Annotated in this window: 15 protein-coding genes; 4 read left to right on the forward strand and 11 right to left on the reverse strand. The window is 67.3% G+C overall.

The features are described from left to right. Window positions 1–1,974: a squalene--hopene cyclase gene (shc, locus tag ACWMMN_RS16915; protein WP_226196136.1), complete on the forward strand. Its 1,974-nt coding sequence runs from the start codon at window positions 1–3 to the stop codon at window positions 1,972–1,974. Between the two features lie 54 nt (window positions 1,975–2,028). Continuing rightward, on the forward strand, window positions 2,029–2,685 hold the full coding sequence (locus tag ACWMMN_RS16920; RefSeq protein ID WP_059238323.1) for a phosphorylase: 657 nt from the start codon (window positions 2,029–2,031) through the stop codon (window positions 2,683–2,685). A gap of 109 nt (window positions 2,686–2,794) precedes the next feature. Here the strand turns inward: ACWMMN_RS16920 and ACWMMN_RS16925 are convergent, their stop codons facing one another. After that, entirely contained in the window at window positions 2,795–3,790 is a 996-nt protein-coding gene (locus ACWMMN_RS16925) for an MlaA family lipoprotein (protein WP_059238326.1), read from the reverse strand. Beyond that, the gene (gene hpnN, locus ACWMMN_RS16930; RefSeq protein ID WP_256087019.1) at window positions 3,783–6,416 is read right to left on the reverse strand and encodes a hopanoid transporter HpnN; all 2,634 of its coding nucleotides are present in this window, start codon (window positions 6,414–6,416) and stop codon (window positions 3,783–3,785) included. Before hpnN ends, ACWMMN_RS16925 begins: the two co-directional genes overlap by 8 nt. A gap of 310 nt (window positions 6,417–6,726) precedes the next feature. Between hpnN and ACWMMN_RS16935 the strand changes: the two genes are divergently transcribed. Further along, window positions 6,727–7,323, forward strand: coding sequence for an MlaC/ttg2D family ABC transporter substrate-binding protein (locus ACWMMN_RS16935; protein WP_059238330.1), 597 nt, complete (start codon window positions 6,727–6,729; stop codon window positions 7,321–7,323). Window positions 7,324–7,406: 83 nt separating this feature from the next. On the opposite strand, the gene ACWMMN_RS16940 is transcribed toward ACWMMN_RS16935, so the two are convergent. Then, window positions 7,407–8,045, reverse strand: coding sequence for a TetR/AcrR family transcriptional regulator (locus tag ACWMMN_RS16940; RefSeq protein ID WP_059238332.1), 639 nt, complete (start codon window positions 8,043–8,045; stop codon window positions 7,407–7,409). A gap of 145 nt (window positions 8,046–8,190) precedes the next feature. Here ACWMMN_RS16940 and ACWMMN_RS16945 point away from each other — a divergent pair, with 145 nt between their 5' ends. After that, window positions 8,191–9,714 carry an MFS transporter gene (locus ACWMMN_RS16945; protein WP_486423677.1) on the forward strand — a complete coding sequence of 508 codons (1,524 nt, stop codon included), beginning with the start codon at window positions 8,191–8,193 and terminating at the stop codon, window positions 9,712–9,714. A gap of 23 nt (window positions 9,715–9,737) precedes the next feature. Here the strand turns inward: ACWMMN_RS16945 and ACWMMN_RS16950 are convergent, their stop codons facing one another. From ACWMMN_RS16950 to ACWMMN_RS16985, 8 genes are all read right to left on the reverse strand, one after another. After that, the gene (locus tag ACWMMN_RS16950) at window positions 9,738–10,058 is read right to left on the reverse strand and encodes a hypothetical protein (protein WP_174991714.1); all 321 of its coding nucleotides are present in this window, start codon (window positions 10,056–10,058) and stop codon (window positions 9,738–9,740) included. 11 nt (window positions 10,059–10,069) lie between these two features. After that, window positions 10,070–10,696 carry a type VI secretion system amidase effector protein Tae4 gene (locus tag ACWMMN_RS16955; RefSeq protein ID WP_486423678.1) on the reverse strand — a complete coding sequence of 209 codons (627 nt, stop codon included), beginning with the start codon at window positions 10,694–10,696 and terminating at the stop codon, window positions 10,070–10,072. Next, window positions 10,696–11,259, reverse strand: a complete 564-nt coding sequence (locus ACWMMN_RS16960; protein ID WP_256087021.1) for a PAAR domain-containing protein — start codon at window positions 11,257–11,259, stop codon at window positions 10,696–10,698. Before ACWMMN_RS16960 ends, ACWMMN_RS16955 begins: the two co-directional genes overlap by 1 nt. 206 nt (window positions 11,260–11,465) lie before the next feature. Beyond that, complete coding sequence (locus ACWMMN_RS16965) at window positions 11,466–12,110, reverse strand: response regulator (protein ID WP_059238338.1); 645 nt, start codon at window positions 12,108–12,110, stop codon at window positions 11,466–11,468. A gap of 32 nt (window positions 12,111–12,142) precedes the next feature. Further along, window positions 12,143–13,525: a cache domain-containing protein gene (locus tag ACWMMN_RS16970; RefSeq protein WP_256087022.1), complete on the reverse strand. Its 1,383-nt coding sequence runs from the start codon at window positions 13,523–13,525 to the stop codon at window positions 12,143–12,145. Window positions 13,526–13,679: 154 nt separating this feature from the next. Continuing rightward, entirely contained in the window at window positions 13,680–15,245 is a 1,566-nt protein-coding gene (locus tag ACWMMN_RS16975) for a sensor domain-containing diguanylate cyclase (RefSeq protein WP_174991711.1), read from the reverse strand. Window positions 15,246–15,808: 563 nt separating this feature from the next. Beyond that, complete coding sequence (locus ACWMMN_RS16980) at window positions 15,809–17,983, reverse strand: malate synthase G (RefSeq protein ID WP_256087023.1); 2,175 nt, start codon at window positions 17,981–17,983, stop codon at window positions 15,809–15,811. A 42-nt stretch (window positions 17,984–18,025) separates the two neighbouring features. Further along, window positions 18,026–18,430, reverse strand: coding sequence for a GlcG/HbpS family heme-binding protein (locus ACWMMN_RS16985; protein ID WP_059238346.1), 405 nt, complete (start codon window positions 18,428–18,430; stop codon window positions 18,026–18,028). Window positions 18,431–18,434: the final 4 nt, after the last annotated feature.

Consider the following 18,434-nt stretch of genomic DNA (forward strand, 5'->3'; position numbering starts at 1 on the left):
ATGAACGATCTCACCGAAATGGCTACCTTGTCCGCCGGCGCCGTGCCGGCCGGCGTCGACGCGGCCGTCGCACGTGCGACCGACGCGCTGCTGGCCGCGCAGCAAGCGGACGGACACTGGGTCTACGAGCTCGAAGCCGATTCGACGATTCCCGCCGAATACGTGCTGCTCGTGCACTATCTCGGCGAGACGCCGAACCTCGAGCTCGAGCAGAAGATCGGCAAGTATTTGCGCCGCATCCAGCAGGCCGACGGCGGCTGGCCGCTGTTCACCGACGGCGCGCCGAACATCAGCGCGAGCGTGAAGGCGTATTTCGCGCTGAAGGTGATCGGCGACGACGAGAACGCCGAGCACATGCAGCGCGCACGAAAGGCGATCCACGCGATGGGCGGCGCCGAGATGTCGAACGTGTTCACGCGCATCCAGCTCGCGCTGTACGGTGCGATTCCGTGGCGCGCGGTGCCGATGATGCCGGTCGAGATCATGCTGCTGCCGCAGTGGTTCCCGTTCCACCTGTCGAAGGTGTCGTACTGGGCGCGTACCGTGATCGTGCCGCTGCTCGTGCTGAACGCGAAGCGTCCGATCGCGAAGAACCCGCGCGGCGTGCGCATCGACGAACTGTTCATCGATCCGCCCGTCAACGCCGGGCTGCTGCCGCGCCAGGGCCACCAGAGCGCCGGCTGGTTCGCGTTCTTCCGCGTGGTCGACCATGCGCTGCGCGCGGTCGACGGCCTGTTCCCGAGCTACACGCGCGAACGCGCGATCCGCCAGGCCGTGTCGTTCGTCGACGAGCGCCTGAACGGCGAGGACGGCCTCGGCGCGATCTACCCGGCGATGGCCAACGCGGTGATGATGTACGACGTGCTCGGCTACGCGGAAGATCATCCGAACCGTGCGATCGCGCGCAAGGCGCTCGAGAAGCTGCTCGTCGTGCACGAGGACGAAGCGTATTGCCAGCCGTGCCTGTCGCCGGTGTGGGACACGTCGCTCGCCGCGCATGCGCTGCTCGAGACCGGCGATGCACGCGCGGAACAGGCGGTGATGCGCGGCCTCGAATGGCTGCGTCCGCTGCAGATCCTCGACGTGCGCGGCGACTGGATCTCGCGCCGCCCGCACGTGCGGCCCGGCGGCTGGGCGTTCCAGTATGCGAACGCGCACTACCCGGACGTCGACGATACGGCCGTGGTCGTGATGGCGATGGATCGTGCGCAGAAGCTCGAGCAATCGGACACGTATCGCGAGTCGATGGCGCGTGCGCGCGAATGGGTCGTCGGCATGCAGAGCAGCGACGGCGGCTGGGGTGCGTTCGAACCGGAAAACACGCAGTACTACCTGAACAACATCCCGTTCTCCGATCACGGTGCGCTGCTCGATCCGCCGACGTCCGACGTGTCGGGCCGCTGCCTGTCGATGCTGTCGCAGCTCGGCGAGACGCCGCTGAACAGCGAGCCGGCCCGCCGCGCGCTCGACTACATGCTGAAGGAACAGGAACCGGACGGCAGCTGGTACGGCCGCTGGGGGATGAACTACGTGTACGGCACGTGGACCGCGCTGTGCTCGCTGAATGCGGCCGGCCTGACGCCGGACGATCCGCGCATGAAGCGCGGCGCGCAGTGGCTGCTGTCGATCCAGAACAAGGACGGCGGCTGGGGCGAGGACGGCGACAGCTACAAGCTGAACTACCGCGGCTTCGAGCAGGCGCCGAGCACGGCGTCGCAGACGGCCTGGGCGCTGCTCGGCCTGATGGCGGCCGGCGAGGTGAACAACCCGGCCGTGGCGCGCGGCGTCGACTATCTGATTGCCCAGCAGAACGAAGCAGGCCTGTGGGACGAGACGCGCTTCACGGCGACGGGCTTCCCGCGCGTGTTCTACCTGCGCTACCACGGCTATCGCAAGTTCTTCCCGCTGTGGGCGCTGGCGCGTTACCGCAACCTGAAGCGTGACAACGCGACGCGCGTCACGGTCGGGATGTAACGCGTGGGCGTGTCACGACACAACGGCGCATTGCCCGTCATCGCGGTGACGGGGATGGCATTCGAGGCGCGCATCGCACGCGGCGATGGCGTCGAGGCCGTGTTCGCCGCGCGGGCCGACCGGCTCGAACGTGCGCTGGCCGACGCGACCGCGCGCGGTTGCGCGGGCATCATCAGCTTCGGCACGGCGGGCGGGCTTGCGCCCGACCTGGTGCCCGGCGCGCTCGTGATCGCGAACGCGATCGACGGGCCGTTCGGCCGCGTGGAGACCGATGCGGGCTGGAGCACACGGCTCGTCGCCTCGCTGCACGACACGCCGGTCTGGGCGCGCGTCACGCGCGGCACGATCGCGGCCGTCGGCGCGCCGGTCGTCAGCGAACAGGAGAAGACGTCGCTGCATCAGGCGAAAGGCGCACTCGCGGTCGACATGGAGTCGCACATCGCGGCGGCCTTCGCGGCGGCGCGCGGCGTGCCGTTCGCCGTGTGCCGCGCGATCGTCGATCCGGCGTGGCGCACGCTGCCGCGCGCGGCGACGGCCGGCCTGCGCGACGACGGCAGCACGGCGATCCTGCCGATCCTGCGCGAACTGCTGAAGCAACCGTCGCAGCTCGGCCCGCTGCTGCAGGTCGCAAGCGACGCGCGTGCGGCGCGCACGACGCTGATCCAGGCGCGGCACGCATTCGAGCGTACGGGCGCGATGCGGATCGTCTGAGCGACTTTCTCCCCGCTTCCCCGTTTCCCCGCTTCCCGCTACGTACGGACAAAAAAAGAGCGCTGCATGATGCAGCGCTCTTTGTCTTTGCGCGGTCGCCGTTGCGGCGTTACTGCGCGGCCGGACCGCTGGCAGGTGCGGCAGGTGCGGCCGGCACGGTCGCCGAACCGGACGACGCCGGTACGGCGGCCGACGCTGCTGCCGGTGCTGCAGCAGGCGCGCTCGCGGGCATCGCGTTGTCCGCGCCCGGATCGTCATACTGCGGCAACCCCGGCGCAGCCGGCGCGCTGTTCGGCGTGGCACCCGATGCGCCGCCCGACTCGCCCGGATCCTCGTAGTTCGGCAGCCCCGGCACGGCCGGCGTCGCGGCCGGCACGGTGCCCGACTCACCCGGTTCGTTGTAGGTCGGCAGCGCGGCCGATGAAGACTGGCTGCGGTACGTCAGCGACTTGCGCTGCTGCAGGTACGCGTCGCGCACGAACGAATACGGATCGAGCGCGGCCTGCTTCAGCAGGTCGGTCGCACCGAGCAGGTCGGAACGCGCGCTGATGAACTGTGCGATGTACATCGGGTTGCGTGCGGCCGGCTCGATGTAGTTCAGCAGGTTGAAACGCACGTCCACCGCGCGGCCGACGCCGTCGCGGATCGTGCTCGGCCCGAACACGGGCAGCACGAGGTAGGGGCCGGACGGCACGCCCCAGCGCGCCATCGTCAGCCCGAAATCCTGGTGGTGCTTCGGCAGCCCGGCCGGCGTCGCGATGTCGATCAGGCCGGCGACGCCGAACAGCGAGTTCATCGCCACGCGCATCAGATCCTCCGTCGCGTCGGTGATGCGCAGCTGCAGCAGGTTGTTCGCGATGTTGCCGAGATCGCCGAGGTTCGAGAAGAAGTTGCTGATCGCGGTACGCACCGGGGTCGGCGTGACCTTCTGGTACCCCTTCGCGATCGGCTGGGCGATGTTCGTGTCGACCGTGTCGTTGAACTTGTACATCGCCCGGTTCATCGGCTCGAGCGGGTCGTTGGGATTGCGGTTCGGTCCCGTCGCGCAGCCGGACAGCATCGCGCTGGCGGCGACGGTCGCCGCAATGATTCGCACCTTATTCATTGATTCCTTGCGATTGGTTCTTGGCGCGTTTGACGCGCGGTTTGCCCATCAGGACGGGCTGGAACACCACGGCGCCGATCAGCGTACAGGTCAGGGCCAGCGCGAGCAGCTTGCCCATGCTCGACGTGCCCGGATGGTGCGACAGCCACAGGCTGCCGAATGCAGTCGCCGTCGTCGCGGCGCTGAACAGCACGGCATGCGTGAGGCTCGAGTGCAGCAACCCCGTCTGCCCCGCGCGCCACGCCATCACGAAATACACCTTGAACGCGACGCCGACGCCGAGCATCAGCGGCAGCGCGATGATGTTCGCGAAGTTGAGCGGCATGCCGAGCACGACGCACATCTCGAGCGTCACGACGCCCGACACGAGCAGCGGCACCAGCGTGCGCAGCACGTCGCCGAAACGGCGCAGCGTGATCCACAGCAGGACCGTGATCGAGATGATCGACCACAGCGCCGCATGCAGGAACGCGTTGATGATCGTGTCGGCCGAATGCAGGATCGAGATCGGCCCGCCGGTCGCGCCCGGTTCCGCGGCCTTCACCGTCTTCGCGAAACGGCGCAGCATCGTGTCGTCGTTCGGGTCGACACCCTTCGGCACCTTCGGCGAGATCTGCACGAGCGCGTGGCCATCCGGCGCGACCCAGTCGCGCACGAGTTGCGGCGGCAGCGATTCGCGCGTGATGTCCTGCGGCTGCAGCAGCGACGCGAGCTGGTTGAGCGCGATGCGCAGCGTGTCGCCGAACGCGCGCTCGGCACGGTCGCGCGTCGCGCTGTCGGCGGCCGCGAGTTTCGCGAGCGACGCGGACAGGTGCTGCGCGGCGGCCGCGCCCGGGCCCGGGTGATCCTCGGCCGCGTAGCCGAGCAGGTCCGACACGCGCTTGAGCGCGGCGACGCGCTGCGCGTCGGTCGCGGGCGGTGCGGCCGGCTGCGTCAGCGCGGGCAGCAGGTCGCTCGCGGCCGCGGCGATCGCCGCGCGCTTGGCGGGCTGGTCGGCAGGGATGAAGGTCGACAGCGTGGTCGTGCGGCCGACTTCGGGCAGCGCGTCGAGGCGTTTCGCAGCCGCGTCGGCTTCGGCGAGCGACGGCGCGAGCATCGTCACGTCGTTGACGGCGGCTTCCGGCGAATCCTTCAGCGCGAGCAGCGTCGCCATCGATTCGCTGTTCGGATCCTTCAGGTGCAGCGGGTTGAAGTCGAAGCGCAGGAACGCGAGCAACGGCAGCGCACCGATCACGACCACGAGCGTGCCGATCAGGATCGGCTTGCGATGACGATCGAGGTAATCGTCGACCGGCGCGAGCCACGGGAAGCCCGGCGTCTTCGATTCGCCCGGCGGCGCGAACAGGCGCAGCAGCGCAGGCAGCAGCGTGAGCGTGGTCAGCAGCGCGACGAACATCCCGACGCCCGCGATCAGGCCCAGCTCGGACACGCCGCGATACGCGGTGGGGATGAACGAGAAGAAGCTCGCGGCGACGGCCGCGGTAGCCAGCGCGAGCGGCATGCCCATCGAGTGCGCGGCGCCGATCAGCGCGTGATCGATGCGCGGATCGCGGAAGCGTTCCTCGCGGTACTTCACGCCGTACTGGATCGAGAAGTCGACGCCGAGGCCGACGAACAGCACCATGAACGCGACCGAGATCATGTTCAGCGAGCCGACCATCGCGAGGCCGAGCGCGGCCGTCACGACGAGACCGACGAACAGCGTGACGAGCACCGAGCCGATCATCCGCTTCGAGCGCAGCGCCAGCCACAGGATCACGAGCACGGCGAGCAGCGTCAGCGCACCGTTGAGCGCGGCACCGTCTTCGACCGAAGCGAATTCGTCGTCGGCGAGCGGCTGTTCGCCGGTCAGGCGCACGGCCGCGCCGTAGCGCGTTTCGAGGTCGAGCGAACGGGCCGCGTCGCGGATCACCTGGCTCGTTTCCGCGCCCGCCTTGAGCGCACCGTAGTTGACCACCGGCTGCACGGTGACGAACGCGCGCGCGGGCTGCCGCGCGGCATCGTTGTCGACCAGCGCGCGCCACGAGAACGCGGCCGGCTTGCCGGCCAGCACGTCGTCGACCGTCGCGGCGCTGCGCGCGAGCAGCTTCGCCATCGCGGACAGCTTCACCTGGCCGGTCAGCAGCGGCTGGCCGAGCGTGGTGGCCAGTGTGGTGGCGAGCCCGGTGAGGCTCGGGTTCTTCGCGAGTTCGTTGACGAGCGGACGCGCGCTCGCGAGCTGCGACGTCGTATCGGAGACGTCCTGCGGCGACAGGAACAGCAAACCGTTGTGCTCGAAGAACGGGCCGCCGCCGGGCTCGGCGACCTGTCCGATGCGGCCGGCATCGGCGTCCTTCTGCAGCGCTTCGGTCAGCGCATGCGCGGCGGCATTCGCGAATTCGGGCGCGGGCGCTTCGACGACCGCGAGGATCGTGCCGTTGCGTTGCGGGAACGCCTTGTCGACGGCCTGGCCGAGCGCGGCCCATTGAGGTTCCGCATCGACGAGCTTGCTGATGTCGGTGTTGATCTTGAAATGCTGCGCGACGTAGACGCCGCTGAAGGCGGCGATGACGAGCGACAGGACGACGACCCAGACGGGGCGGCGCACCGACCACGCAACGAGTCGGACGATGAGAGATGTCACCATGTGGCGGTGGGGAGCGGCTGGCAAGGGCAAAGTAGCCAAGTATACCGGCGCGGCGTGGCGGCGGTCGTGACGTTGGGGGTTTCGGGGCGGGAAGGAGATTTGTTCGCGGCGGCGGAATCGATACCGGCGACCGGTTCATTTGTATGGGGATATTTACATAATCGGTGCGGGGCTGCATTGCGTGTGACAAATGAAGCCGAAAGGTAACAGTCGGTCACCGTGCGGCAGCCGGGCGTCAGGCCCGGTATACTTTGCTCCACCGGCCGATGCAAAGAGCCGGTCGTTTTTTCTCATCGAGTGCGATATCCGTATGAAACGTCATCTGTTTGCTTTCGTCGCGGCCGCCGCCGTGTCGGTTTCCGCTTTCGCGCAGAGCGCGCCGGTCGACATCGTCCGCAATGCGGTCGAGGGTACCGTTACCGCGATGAAGGCCGACCCGGCCGCGCGCGGCGGCGACATGACGAAGGTCACGCAAGTCGTCGAGCAGCGCTTCCTGCCCGCGACCAACTTCGAGCGCACGACCCGCATCGCGGTCGGCGACGCATGGAAGCAGGCCACGCCGCAACAGCAGCAGGAGCTGTACAAGCAGTTCAAGCTGCTGATGACGCGCACCTACGCCGCGTCGCTCGCGCAGCTCGGCAGCCAGGACGCGAAGTTCTCGTTCAAGGCCGGCGGTGCGTCGGGCGCCGACGCGCTCGTGCAGTCGACGGTCACGACGCCGGGCGACAGCCAGTCGGTCGGCTACCGTCTCGGCAAGGTCGGCAACGACTGGAAGATCTACGACATCGACATGTCGGGCGCGTGGCTGATCCAGGTCTACCAGGGCCAGTTCAAGAGCCAGCTCGCGTCGGGCGGGATCGACGGGCTGATCGCGTATCTGCAGAAGCACAATTCGCGGACGAACTGACGGCTGCTGCAAGGCCGGGATCCGGATGCATGAAGGGCGCCCTCGGGCGCCCTTTTTCATGGCGGCGGCGCGTTGACTGCGTATTAGGCGGCGACGCCGAGCATCCGCAGGCAATCGTCGACCACCGCGGCGACGAACGCGGCGCGATCCGTTTCCGGCGCCGCGATGATGTGATCGGTCGCGCCGTGCACGCCGGCGTAGATCAGCAGCGCGGTGACCTGCGGGTGCGCGAGCTGCCAGGTGCCGGCGCGGACGCCGCCGTCGAGAATCGCACCGAGCTGCTCGAGGATCGCGTTCTTGTCGGCATTCGTGCGATCGTGGTGGTGATGGTTCGTGTAGACGATGTCGTGCGTGCGGTAGGTCGCTGCGTAGGTCTCGATGCTGGCGCGAATCCACGCGCGCAGGCGCGCGAGCCAGTCGTCGGCGTCGCACGCGTCCACCGCGTGCTGCAGCCGGTCGAGGAACGACGCCGTGTAGCGCTGCGCGAGCGCGGCGAGCATGTCGGACTTCGATTCGAAGTAGTGATAGAACGTGCCTTTCGCGACCTGCGCGTGCTCGACGATCTCGCTGATGGTCGTCGCTTCCACGCCCTGCGCGAGGAACAGCGTCTCGGCCGCGGCCATCAATTCGTCGAGGCGGACTTCCGCCGGCTTGGTACGCGGCTTGCCTGCCGGCACGTCGTCATTCGCTGTCCTGGTTTCTGCCTTTGTCCTGTCCGTCATCGCGCGGCTCGACGCCCGTTCGTGCAAAGCCCGCAGTTTAGGCCAAGCCCTCCGCTCACGGGCAATGCAATCCATTGACCGACGGTCAGTCGATATATAAGATAAGAATCATTCTTATTCTTGAGCCCGTCGAGGGCCGACCGCCATGCCTCGTTACCGTCGCGCCGCACTCGTCCTGGCCGCCTGTCTCGGCACCTTTCTCGCCACGCTCGACATCAGCATCGTCAACGTCGCATTGCCGACGCTGCAGACGGCGCTCGATACCGATATCGGCGGCCTGCAGTGGGTCGTCAACGCGTATGCGCTCGCGCTGTCAGCGTTCATGCTGTCGGCCGGGCCGCTCGGCGACCGCTACGGTCACAAGCGCGTGTGGCTCGCGAGCGTGATCCTGTTCACGGCCGGGTCGATCGTCTGCGCATGTGCAGGACGGCTCGGGCCGCTGCTGATCGGCCGCGCGATCCAGGGGCTCGCCGGCGCGTTGCTGATTCCCGGCGCGATGCCGATCCTCACGCATGCGTTTCCCGATGCGCGCGAACGCGCCCGCGTCATCGGCGGCTGGTCCGCGTTCAGCGCGCTCGCGCTGATCCTCGGGCCGTTGGTCGGCGGCCTGCTCGTCGAGCATGGCGGCTGGCAGGACATCTTCCTCGTCAACGTGCCGATCGGCATCGTGGCCGTATTGCTCGGCGCATGGGGCATTCCGGAGCGGCGGCATCCGGAGCACGCGGCGTTCGATCCGTTCGGGCAGGCGCTGAGCGTGGTGTGGCTCGGGTTGCTCACGTACGGGCTGATCGGCATCGGCGAAGCCGGCGCGGCGCATGCGAAGGTGCTTGCGCCGCTGGCGGGCGCCGCAGTGGCGTTTGCGTTGTTCGTTCGTGTCGAAACGCGCGTCGAGCGGCCGCTGCTGCCGGTGTGGCTGTTCCGCGACCGGCGGCTGGTGCGCGCCAATCTCGCGTCGTTCGTGCTCGGATTCTCGGGGTACAGCAGCCTGTTCTTCCTGTCGCTGTTCCTGCAGCAGGCGCAGGGGCGCGCGCCCGCCGTGGCCGGCTGGCAACTGATGCCGCAGTTCGTGATGACGGCGATCACGTCGATGCTGTTCGGGCGCATCGCGGCGCGCGTTCCGTTGCACACGCTGGTGGTGGCCGGGTATGGGCTGATCGGTGCGATGCTCGCGGTGATGGCCGGCTTCGGGGCGGGAACGCCCTACATGGCGGTTGGAGTCGCGCTGGCGCTGCTCGGTGTCGGCATGGGGCTCGCGGTGCCGGCGACCGGCATGTCCGTGATGGAATTGGCGCCGGCCGAGCGCGCGGGGATGGCGTCGGCGACGATGAATGCGTTGCGCCAGACCGGGATGAGCATGGGCATCGCGGTGCTGGGCAGCATGATGAGCGTCGGTGCGTTGCACCGGATGACGGCCGCGATGCAGGCGGCGGGCGGCGCGCACGCGGATACGCTGGCGCGGCAGGCCGTGATGGAGCATGTGTTCGCGGCGGGGCGGCCGGACATGCTCGGTGCGTATCGGGAGGCGATGGCGCACGGGTTTTCGATCGCGGTCTTGTGTTCTGGAATCCTGAGTGTTGGCGTGGCGGTGATGCTGATGATGCGGCGTGAAGTCAGTCGGCAACAGGGTATTGCGCCGGTGCCGTGCGCGACGCAATCACGGCCGGAATGAACGTGGCCGATCAACCTCTGATGCTATCGAATCACGTATGAAGCGATGTAGAACAGCATCGTGGGCGTCGCCAATGCGATCAAGGAAAGTACCAGTTTTCGTGCTGTGACGCGCTGACGACCGATCTTCCAACCTGCGAAGGCGAATGCAAGTGACGGGCCGAGCAGAATCGCGATGAGTAGCGCGAAAATTGGCCAGGGTGGTGAGCAGAGGTCGATTTCGTGGCAGGAATGGCGGCCGAAGTGCAGTCGCAAACCGGTATGAATCCTCCAATCGATCCGACTCCCGATCCAGAATGCAAACCAGGTCGTGATCAGGCCTGCTACCCAGTAGGCAAGCGACAAGCCGGCGCGTCTCACCTGATTTCCCAGAAAAGAATGGTTTTCGATTTTGCCAGATCGGAGTAACCGAAGTCAGTGAACGGAATTTGCAGACTGGAAATTCCGATCTGTCTGCCTATCGAGGCGAAGAGGCCTCGCGTACTGGATACCGGGAGGCGAGCGCCATTCCAGAGGTCGACGTGTCCGCCGCTCAAGTTGTCGGCAGCGTCTCCCTGTTGTTGCCAGTACCCGAAGAAGAAAATGATGCCGGTTCGATCTCTGACCTTGTTTTCCCAATCGGCTCCTGTCACATTTTCCGGCGCAGGCAACCCTGCCATCGGACGCAGTTTCAACCACTCCGCGAATTCGTATGCGCGCGTGGCTGTTGATTTGCCGTTGAGCAGAAGGCGGCCCAGCGTTGGTTTGCCCGGCATCGGCTGGATCTGCTTCTGCGAGAACGATTTCATCTCGATGCCGACGTTGTGCAGCGTTACGCTCATCCGGATCGCGCATTGGTTCTGGTAATGCCCGTTGGGATCATCGTACGGGTTTCCGTGAGCATAGTTGTTCCAAAGCTCGGAAAACGTCACGGACTTCAACTCGACTTCCTTGTGCGATTTCGGCACCGCGGTCGTCCTGACGACGGTCTTTCTGTTCGGCATTACGCGCCCCCGTTTAATCGTGCGAGGGCTTCGTCACCCCAGTAGACAACGTATTCATCCTCGTTGGCGGTATGAATGCGAGGTAAATGCCCGCTATCGTCGAGTTGACCCGAGTGGATGCGCCCGTCCGACGTTTCGATAGCGTATGGATAGCCTGTCGATGCACCGCTCCCAATGGCGTGAACGGATTCGTCGAAAATGCCCGCGACTACAGACACAACCGCGCCTTCGCGATTTTTTCCGGAGGCAACCACGCCGGATGTTTCCGCCATGTCGTCGCACCATGATTCGCCAGCGAGCGTTGCCTTGATGCGTGGCGGCGTCGGGCAGCCGCATAAGACGATGTCTCCGTCGGCGGCCGTTTCACCCATGAAATTGAGGCGCCGTGGCCCGCCGGCCTTGGCGATCGGTCCGGTGCCTCTACATGCATCGCAGAATGCGAGACCGCCGATCAGTGCAACCTGGTGGCCAGGATTGCCGAAAGTGAATGTCGGCCCCGCGTAGGCAAGAATCCTTCCCCCGGTTTCCAGCGCGTCGCCGACCACCGCGATACGGCGCATCATGATTTCGCTCCTCGGTTCCGGTCACCAACCCATGTTGGCGATACCGTGTGCCGCGTGACGACGTCGCGCACTCGAAAGCGTGGCTTGTGAGGATGTCGCTCGCCGCGGCAAGCGAAAGGATTTCATCGACCCGGGGAGAGGTCGATTGGACGAGTATGAAATTGGACGACGAATTGCGAGGTAGCGACGCCGTCGGCGCGCGGCTCCTACCGCCGCCGATGCTCGACCGCGAACTTGATCAGCTCGGCCTGCCCTTCGATCTCCAGCTTGCGTTTCAGGTTGAGCCGGTGCGTCTCCACCGTGCGTACGGAAAGCCCCGTCTGCTGCGCGATCTGCTTGCTCGACAGCCCTTCCGCCAGCGCGTCGAGGATGTCGCGTTCGCGCGGCGTCAAGCGGTCGAGCGGCGACGCGGTCGCGCTGGCCTGGATCATCCGCGCGGCCAGCCCTTCGCTGAAGAACGTCTGCCCGGCCAGTACCGCGCCGATCGCGCGGACGATCTCGCTCGCCGGCGAATCCTTCAGCAGGTAGCCGCTCGCGCCGGCGCGCACGGCCTGCGTCACGTATTCGACGTTGTCGTGCATCGACAGCATCAGCACGCGGATGCCCGGAAAACGATCGTGGAACACGCCCGCGAGCGTGATGCCGTTCATCCCGTTCATGCCGACGTCCATCAGCGCGAGATCGGGTTCGAGCGACGCGGCGAGCGCAAGGGCCTCGTCGGCGTTGCCGGCTTCGCCGACCACCGACAGGTCGGCCGCTTCGAGCCGCATCCGCAGGCCGTCGCGCACGAGCGGGTGATCGTCGACGAGCAGCAGTCGGGCGGCGGGCCGGGCGGTGTCGGGGGCGCTCATGCGTCAAAGGTCTCCTGTTATGGTGCGTGTCGTCACGCCGCGCTGCGCAGCGGCACGCGCGCGGCGACGATCGTGTGGCCGACCTGCGACGAGATCGTCAGCATGCCGCCGAGCGCGTCGAGGCGCTCGCGCATGTTGCGCAGGCCGATGCCGCGGCGCACATCGGCCTGCGAGCGTTCGGCATCGAAGCCGCAACCGTTGTCGGCGATCGTCAGCGTCACGGCGTGCGCGCCGACGTCGAGCGTGACGGCCGCGCGCGACGCCTGCGCATGATGCACGATGTTGCTCAACGCTTCCTGCGCGATCCGGAACAGCGCGGTGTTCACGGCCTCGGGCAGCGGCTGCGTGCCGCTGTGTGCGACCTGCGTATAGCCGATATCGATGCCGCTTTCCGCACCGAGTTCACGCACGAGCTGCTCGAGTGCCGCCGCGAGACCGAGATCGTCGAGCATCGACGGCCGCAGCGCATGCGAGATGCGCCGTACTTCGCGCAGCGTATCGCCGAGCCGCCCGACGCCCGACGCGAGCGCCTGCTCCGCCTCGGGCATGCGCGCCGTGCCGCGCTCGAAGCGCGCGAGCGCGGATTCGAGCATCAGCTTCGCGGACACCATCATCTGGCTGATCCCGTCGTGCAGTTCGCGCGACAGCCGCGCCCGCTCCTGCTCCTGCGATTCGACGACGCGCTGCGCGAGCAGCTTGAGCTTCGCGTCGGCACTGCGCGACTCGCTGACGTTCAGCACGAGCGCGCACACGGCAATCGCCGCCGCGCCGGTCAGTGCGATCGCGGTGAGCCAGCTCATCGTGCGCTCGATGTTCGCGGACGCGCGCGCGTCGATGCGCTGCAGCGCGGTGTCGACGTCGTCGAGATAGATGCCGGTGCCGACCATCCAGCCCCAGCGTTCGAGCGCGACGACGTAGCCGAGCTTCGGCGCCACGCGGCCCGTCGACGGCCGCTGCCATGCGTAGCGCACGTAGCCGCCGCCGCTCGACGCCGCGCCGATCAGCTTCTGGATCGTCAGCGCACCCTGCGGGTCGCGCATCGACCAGTAGTTGTGGCCGACGCGTTCGGGCTCGCGCGGATGCATCAGCGAATTGCCGTGCAGGTCGTACACGAAGAAATAGCCGTCCGGGCCGAAATCCATCTTCTGCAGCATCGCGAGCGCCTGCGTGCGCAGCAGCGCGTCGTCGCGCGCATTGCGGCCGCTCGCGTCGTAGAGCGGCATGATCGCGCTCGTCGCGAGCTCGACGTAGTGCTTCAGCTCGACTTCCTTGCTCGACAGGTACGCGGCCTGGATCGTCGCGTGCTGCGTGCGCGCGAGCGACGTGGCCTGCTGGCGCACGCCGAAGCCGATGCCGGCGATCGCGAGCAGGAACGGCACGATGGCCAGAAGGAAGATCTTTGCCTTGAGTCTCATGGTGGTGCGAAGCGGCCGCGAACCGGCGCGGGCCGGCCGGGCGCGTCAACCGCGCGGCGGTGCGGTGGCGTATCGAGCCGACATTGTCGGTGATTTTGCGCGCGGGCGGCGGTGGCCCGGCGGCGGCCCCGATGCGGCCCCGATGCGGCCCCGCTCAGGCCTGCCGCGACTCGAAACTGTCGGAGGGCGAAGTCGTCTGCACGACGATGCGGTTGCGCCCGCCTTCCTTCGCGCGATACAGCGCGTCGTCGGCGAGCTTCAGCGCGGCCTGCATGTCGTCGTCGTGTTCGGGATAGCTCGTCGTCACGCCGATGCTCACGGTCAGGCGGCCGACCGTGCCGGCGTCATGCCGGATGCCGAGATCGAGGATGCCGGTGCGGATCGTTTCGGCGATCGTCACCGCGCCGGCCGTGTCGATGTCGGGCAGCACCACGACGAATTCCTCGCCGCCGTAGCGTGCCGCGTAGTCGGCCGGGCGGCGCAGGCAGCCGGCGATGCAGTGGCCGACCGCGGCGAGCGCGTCGTCGCCGGCCTGGTGGCCCTGCGTGTCGTTGTAGCGCTTGAAGTAGTCGACGTCGATGAACAGCAGCGACAGCGCGTGCTGCGAGCGCGCGGCGCGGCGCCATTCGCGCGCGAGCGTCACGTCGAGCATCCGGCGGTTGTCGAGGCCCGTCAGGCCATCGGTGCGCGCGAGCGCCTGCAATTCGGTTTCTGCCCGGTGGCGCTTGCGCAACTGCACGTCGAGCAGCAGCGACAGGCCGACGAAGCCGATCGCCAGCGCGGCCATCGCGGAGCCGATCGGAATCGCGCGGTCGTACCACGCGGCGTAGGTGTCGGCTTCCGAGCGCGCGACCATGATGATGAGCGGCAGGTGGTCGAGGTGCCGGAACACGTACAGGCGTCGCACGCCGTCGATCGACGCGGTGTCGGCGAAGCTGCCTTCGCTGGCCGTCATGAAGCGCCGGAACGTGCTGGCACGGCTGATGTCGCGGCCGACGATCTTGGGGTCGTATGGCTCGCGCGCGAGCATCCTGCCGTCCGTGTTGATCAGCGCGATCGAGCCGCGATCGCCGAGCGACAGCCGCGAGAACAGGTTCTGGAAATATTCGAGCCGGATCGACATCACCGCGACGCCGCCGAACGACCCGTCGGGTTTCGTGATCCGCCGGCTGAGCGCGATGCTCGGCGAGCCGCCGCGCAGCCGCGAATGGTACGGCGGGCTGACGTACAGGCCGACGTCAGGGTGATCGCGGTGCACGGCGAAGTACGGTTCGTTGGCGAAGTTGGCCTTGCGCGGCACGTCGCTCTTGCCGTCGACCGAGATGTCACCCTTCGCGTCGAGCACGTAGATGCCGCCGAGGTATTTGGCCGTCGTCGCCCGGTCGAACAGCACCTGGCGGCGCAGCGACATCGGCAGCCTGACGACCTCGGGGTCGTTCTCGCCTTCGACGACGGCCTGCAGCGACAGCGAATAGATCTCGATGTTGCGCTCGATGTCCCACGACGCCATCAGCGCAAGGTTCTGCTGCATCGCGGCCGAGCGGTCGCGCGCGTCGATGCGGCCTTCGTACAGCACGATCCCGCACAGCAGCAGCAGGAGCAGCGCGATCAGCAGCCCGGTATAGAAAATCAGGTGCGGCAGCAGGAACCGGCGCAGATGCGCGGCGACACGGCTCGTCAGGCCGGTTTCGCTGGGCATTGCGTAGTCGGTTTCTGCCATGGTCCGTATGGATCGATGGGCATCGTCGCCTGGCGGCGGGCCGATGCGATTGTTCGTATGACGTGACGGCGGCGATCCGCTGCGCGCCCTTCCCGCGCATTCCTCCCGTTCAGCGGAGAAAACGGACACCGATTATCGGTAATCGTGACTGGATAAACCGATAAATCACTTATTCATAGGTGACATCTCTCGCGATTCGACGATCCGACGAATCGGGCGATGCGAATCCATCGGAGTATAGCGCGCGCGTTCGCGCGCGAGGAAAATGTTGCGACCCGTTGATCCGGATCAAATTTCAGTGCATTCCCGAACTTGCGCATATCGGGCAGAACGTTGCTGTGCAAGGTTTTGCGGCATGGCAGAAGAAGTCGCGCCGCGCGTGGCCGCCGAGCCCGGGGTTTTAACGGCGGGCGCGTGCCACAAACGAAAGCGCGCAATATGTACCGATTATCGGTTTAAACGGACCCATTCAACGACCGTGTGAACGCGAAAATGAAAACGGGCGGCCGAGAGGGCCGCCCGTTTCGTCAGGCCGGCATGCGGGCGGACCCGCATGCGCAACCTTACGCGCCGTGCTGTTGCGCCTTGAACGCGAGGCGGAACCGGTGCAGCAGCGGCTCGGTATACCCGCTCGGTTGCGACGTGCCCTGCAGTGCGAGCGCGCACGCGGCCTTGAACGCGGTCGACTGGTCGTAGCCCGGCGCCATCGGGCGATAGTTCGGGTCACCGGCGTTCTGCTGGTCGACGACGCGGGCCATCCGCTTGAACACGTCGAGCACGAAGGCCTCGGTGATCACGCCGTGGCGCAGCCAGTTCGCGATGTGCTGGCTCGAGATGCGCAGCGTCGCGCGGTCTTCCATCAGGCCGACGTCGTGGATGTCCGGCACCTTCGAGCAGCCGACGCCCTGTTCGACCCAGCGCACGACGTAGCCGAGGATGCCCTGCGCGTTGTTCTCCACTTCGCTGAGGATCTCGGCGTCGCTCCACTCCGCGCGCTCGACGACCGGCACGGTCAGCAGCCCTTCGAGCAGCGCGTCGCGTTCGCTCGCGTACGGCGTCTTCTCGAGTGCCTGCTGGACGGCCTGCACGTCGACGAGGTGGTAGTGCAACGCGTGCAGCGTCGCGGCGGTCGGCGACGGCACCCAGGCGGTGTTCGCGCCGGCGCGCGGATGCGCGATCTTCTGCTCGAGCATCGCGTGCATCAGGTCCGGCATCGCCCACATGCCCTTGCCGATCTGTGCGCGGCCGCGCAGGCCGGCCGACAGGCCCGCGAGCACGTTGTTGCGCTCGTACGACTGGATCCACGCCGACGACTTCATGTCGCCCTTGCGGATCATCGGGCCTGCTTCCATCGCGGTGTGCATCTCGTCGCCGGTGCGGTCGAGGAAGCCGGTGTTGATGAACGCGACACGCGCGGCGGCCGCGGCGATACACGCGGCGAGGTTCACGCTGGTACGGCGCTCCTCGTCCATGATGCCCATCTTCAGCGTGTTGCGCGGCAGGCCGTACAGATCCTCGATGCGCGCGAACAGCGTATCGGCGAACGCGACTTCGACCGGACCGTGCATCTTCGGCTTCACGATGTAGATCGAGCCCGTGCGCGAATTGCGCTTCGCCTTCAGGTCGTGCAGCGCGCACAGCGTCGTGACGACGCCGTCGAGGATCCCTTCCGGAATCTCGTTGCCGTCGCGGTCGAGCACCGCGCCGTTGGTCATCAGGTGGCCGACGTTGCGCACGAACAGCAGCGAGCGGCCGTGCAGCGACAGCGTGCCGCCGTCGGGCGTCGTGTATTCGCGATCGGCGTTCAGGCGGCGCGTGAAGCGCTTGCCGCCCTTCGCGACTTCCTCGACCAGCGTGCCCTGCATCAGGCCGAGCCAGTTGCGGTAGAGCTGGACCTTGTCGTCGGCGTCGACCGCCGCGACCGAATCCTCGCAGTCGATGATCGTGCTGACCGCGGCTTCGAGCACGACGTCCTTCACGTTCGCGAGATCGGCACGGCCGATCGGCGTCGATGCATCGATCTGGATCTCGAGGTGCAGGCCGTTGTGCTTCAGCAGGATCGCGGACGGTGCGTCGGCCGCGCCCTGGTAGCCGACGAACAGTGCCGGCTGCGCGAGAGACACGATGCCTTGCGCGGTTTCGACGGCGAGCTGGCCGTCCTGCACGCGGTAGCGCAGCGCGTCGCGGTGCGAGCCGCTCGCGAGCGGCGCCGCGTTGTCGAGCACGTTGCGCGCGTAGTCGATCACGCGCTGGCCGCGCGTCGGGTTGTAGACTGCGGTGCGTTCGGCGCCGCCGTCTTCAGGCAGCGCATCGGTGCCGTACAGCGCGTCGTACAGGCTGCCCCAGCGGGCGTTCGCGGCGTTCAGCGCATAGCGCGCGTTCGACAGCGGCACGACGAGCTGCGGGCCGGCCTGCGTGGCGATCTCGCTGTCGACGTTCGCGGTGGCTGCCGCGACGTTCGGCGGGACCGGCACGAGGTAGCCGATTTTCTCGAGGAATGCGCGATACGCGGCATGGTCGCGCACCGGGCCGGGGTGTGCGCGGTGCCATGCGTCGAGTTCCTGCTGCAGGCGATCGCGTTCCGCGAGCAGCTCGCGATTGCGCGGTGCCAGGTCATGCACCAGGGCCGAGAAACCGCTCCAGAACGCGGCCTTGTCGATGCCGGTGCCCGGCAACGCTTCGTTTTCAATGAACTGGCTGAGCGCTGGCGCGACTTGCAGTCCTGCTTGGTCGATCATCGTGAATCCTCCCGGGGAAAAATGCGCGCGCGGCTTGGCTGGTTATTCCGCGACGCTCTGTGTGCCGGCGCGAGCGATCTGCGCGTCCTGCTCCGACTTTACGCCAGACACGCCGATCGCGCCCGCAATCCGGCCGCCGACCGTGACCGGCACGCCACCTTCGAGCAACCCCGTCAGCGGCACGCTGAGAAACGCGGTGCGGCCACCGTTGATCATATCCTCATACGCTTTCGTCTCGCGACGGCCGAGCGCCGCCGCGCGCGCCTTGTCCTGCGCGATGTAGGTGCTGGCCGGCGAGGCGCCGTTCAGCCGCGCGAACGCGAGCAGGTGGCCGCCGTCGTCGACGACGGCGATCGACACGGCCCAGCCGTGGCGTTCCGCTTCCGCGCGGGCGGCGGCGAGCATGCGGTCGGCATCGGCGAGTTCGAGTTCGGGTTTCGTCTGCATGGAG

This window comes from Burkholderia cepacia complex sp. TUM26381 (assembly GCF_057439935.1).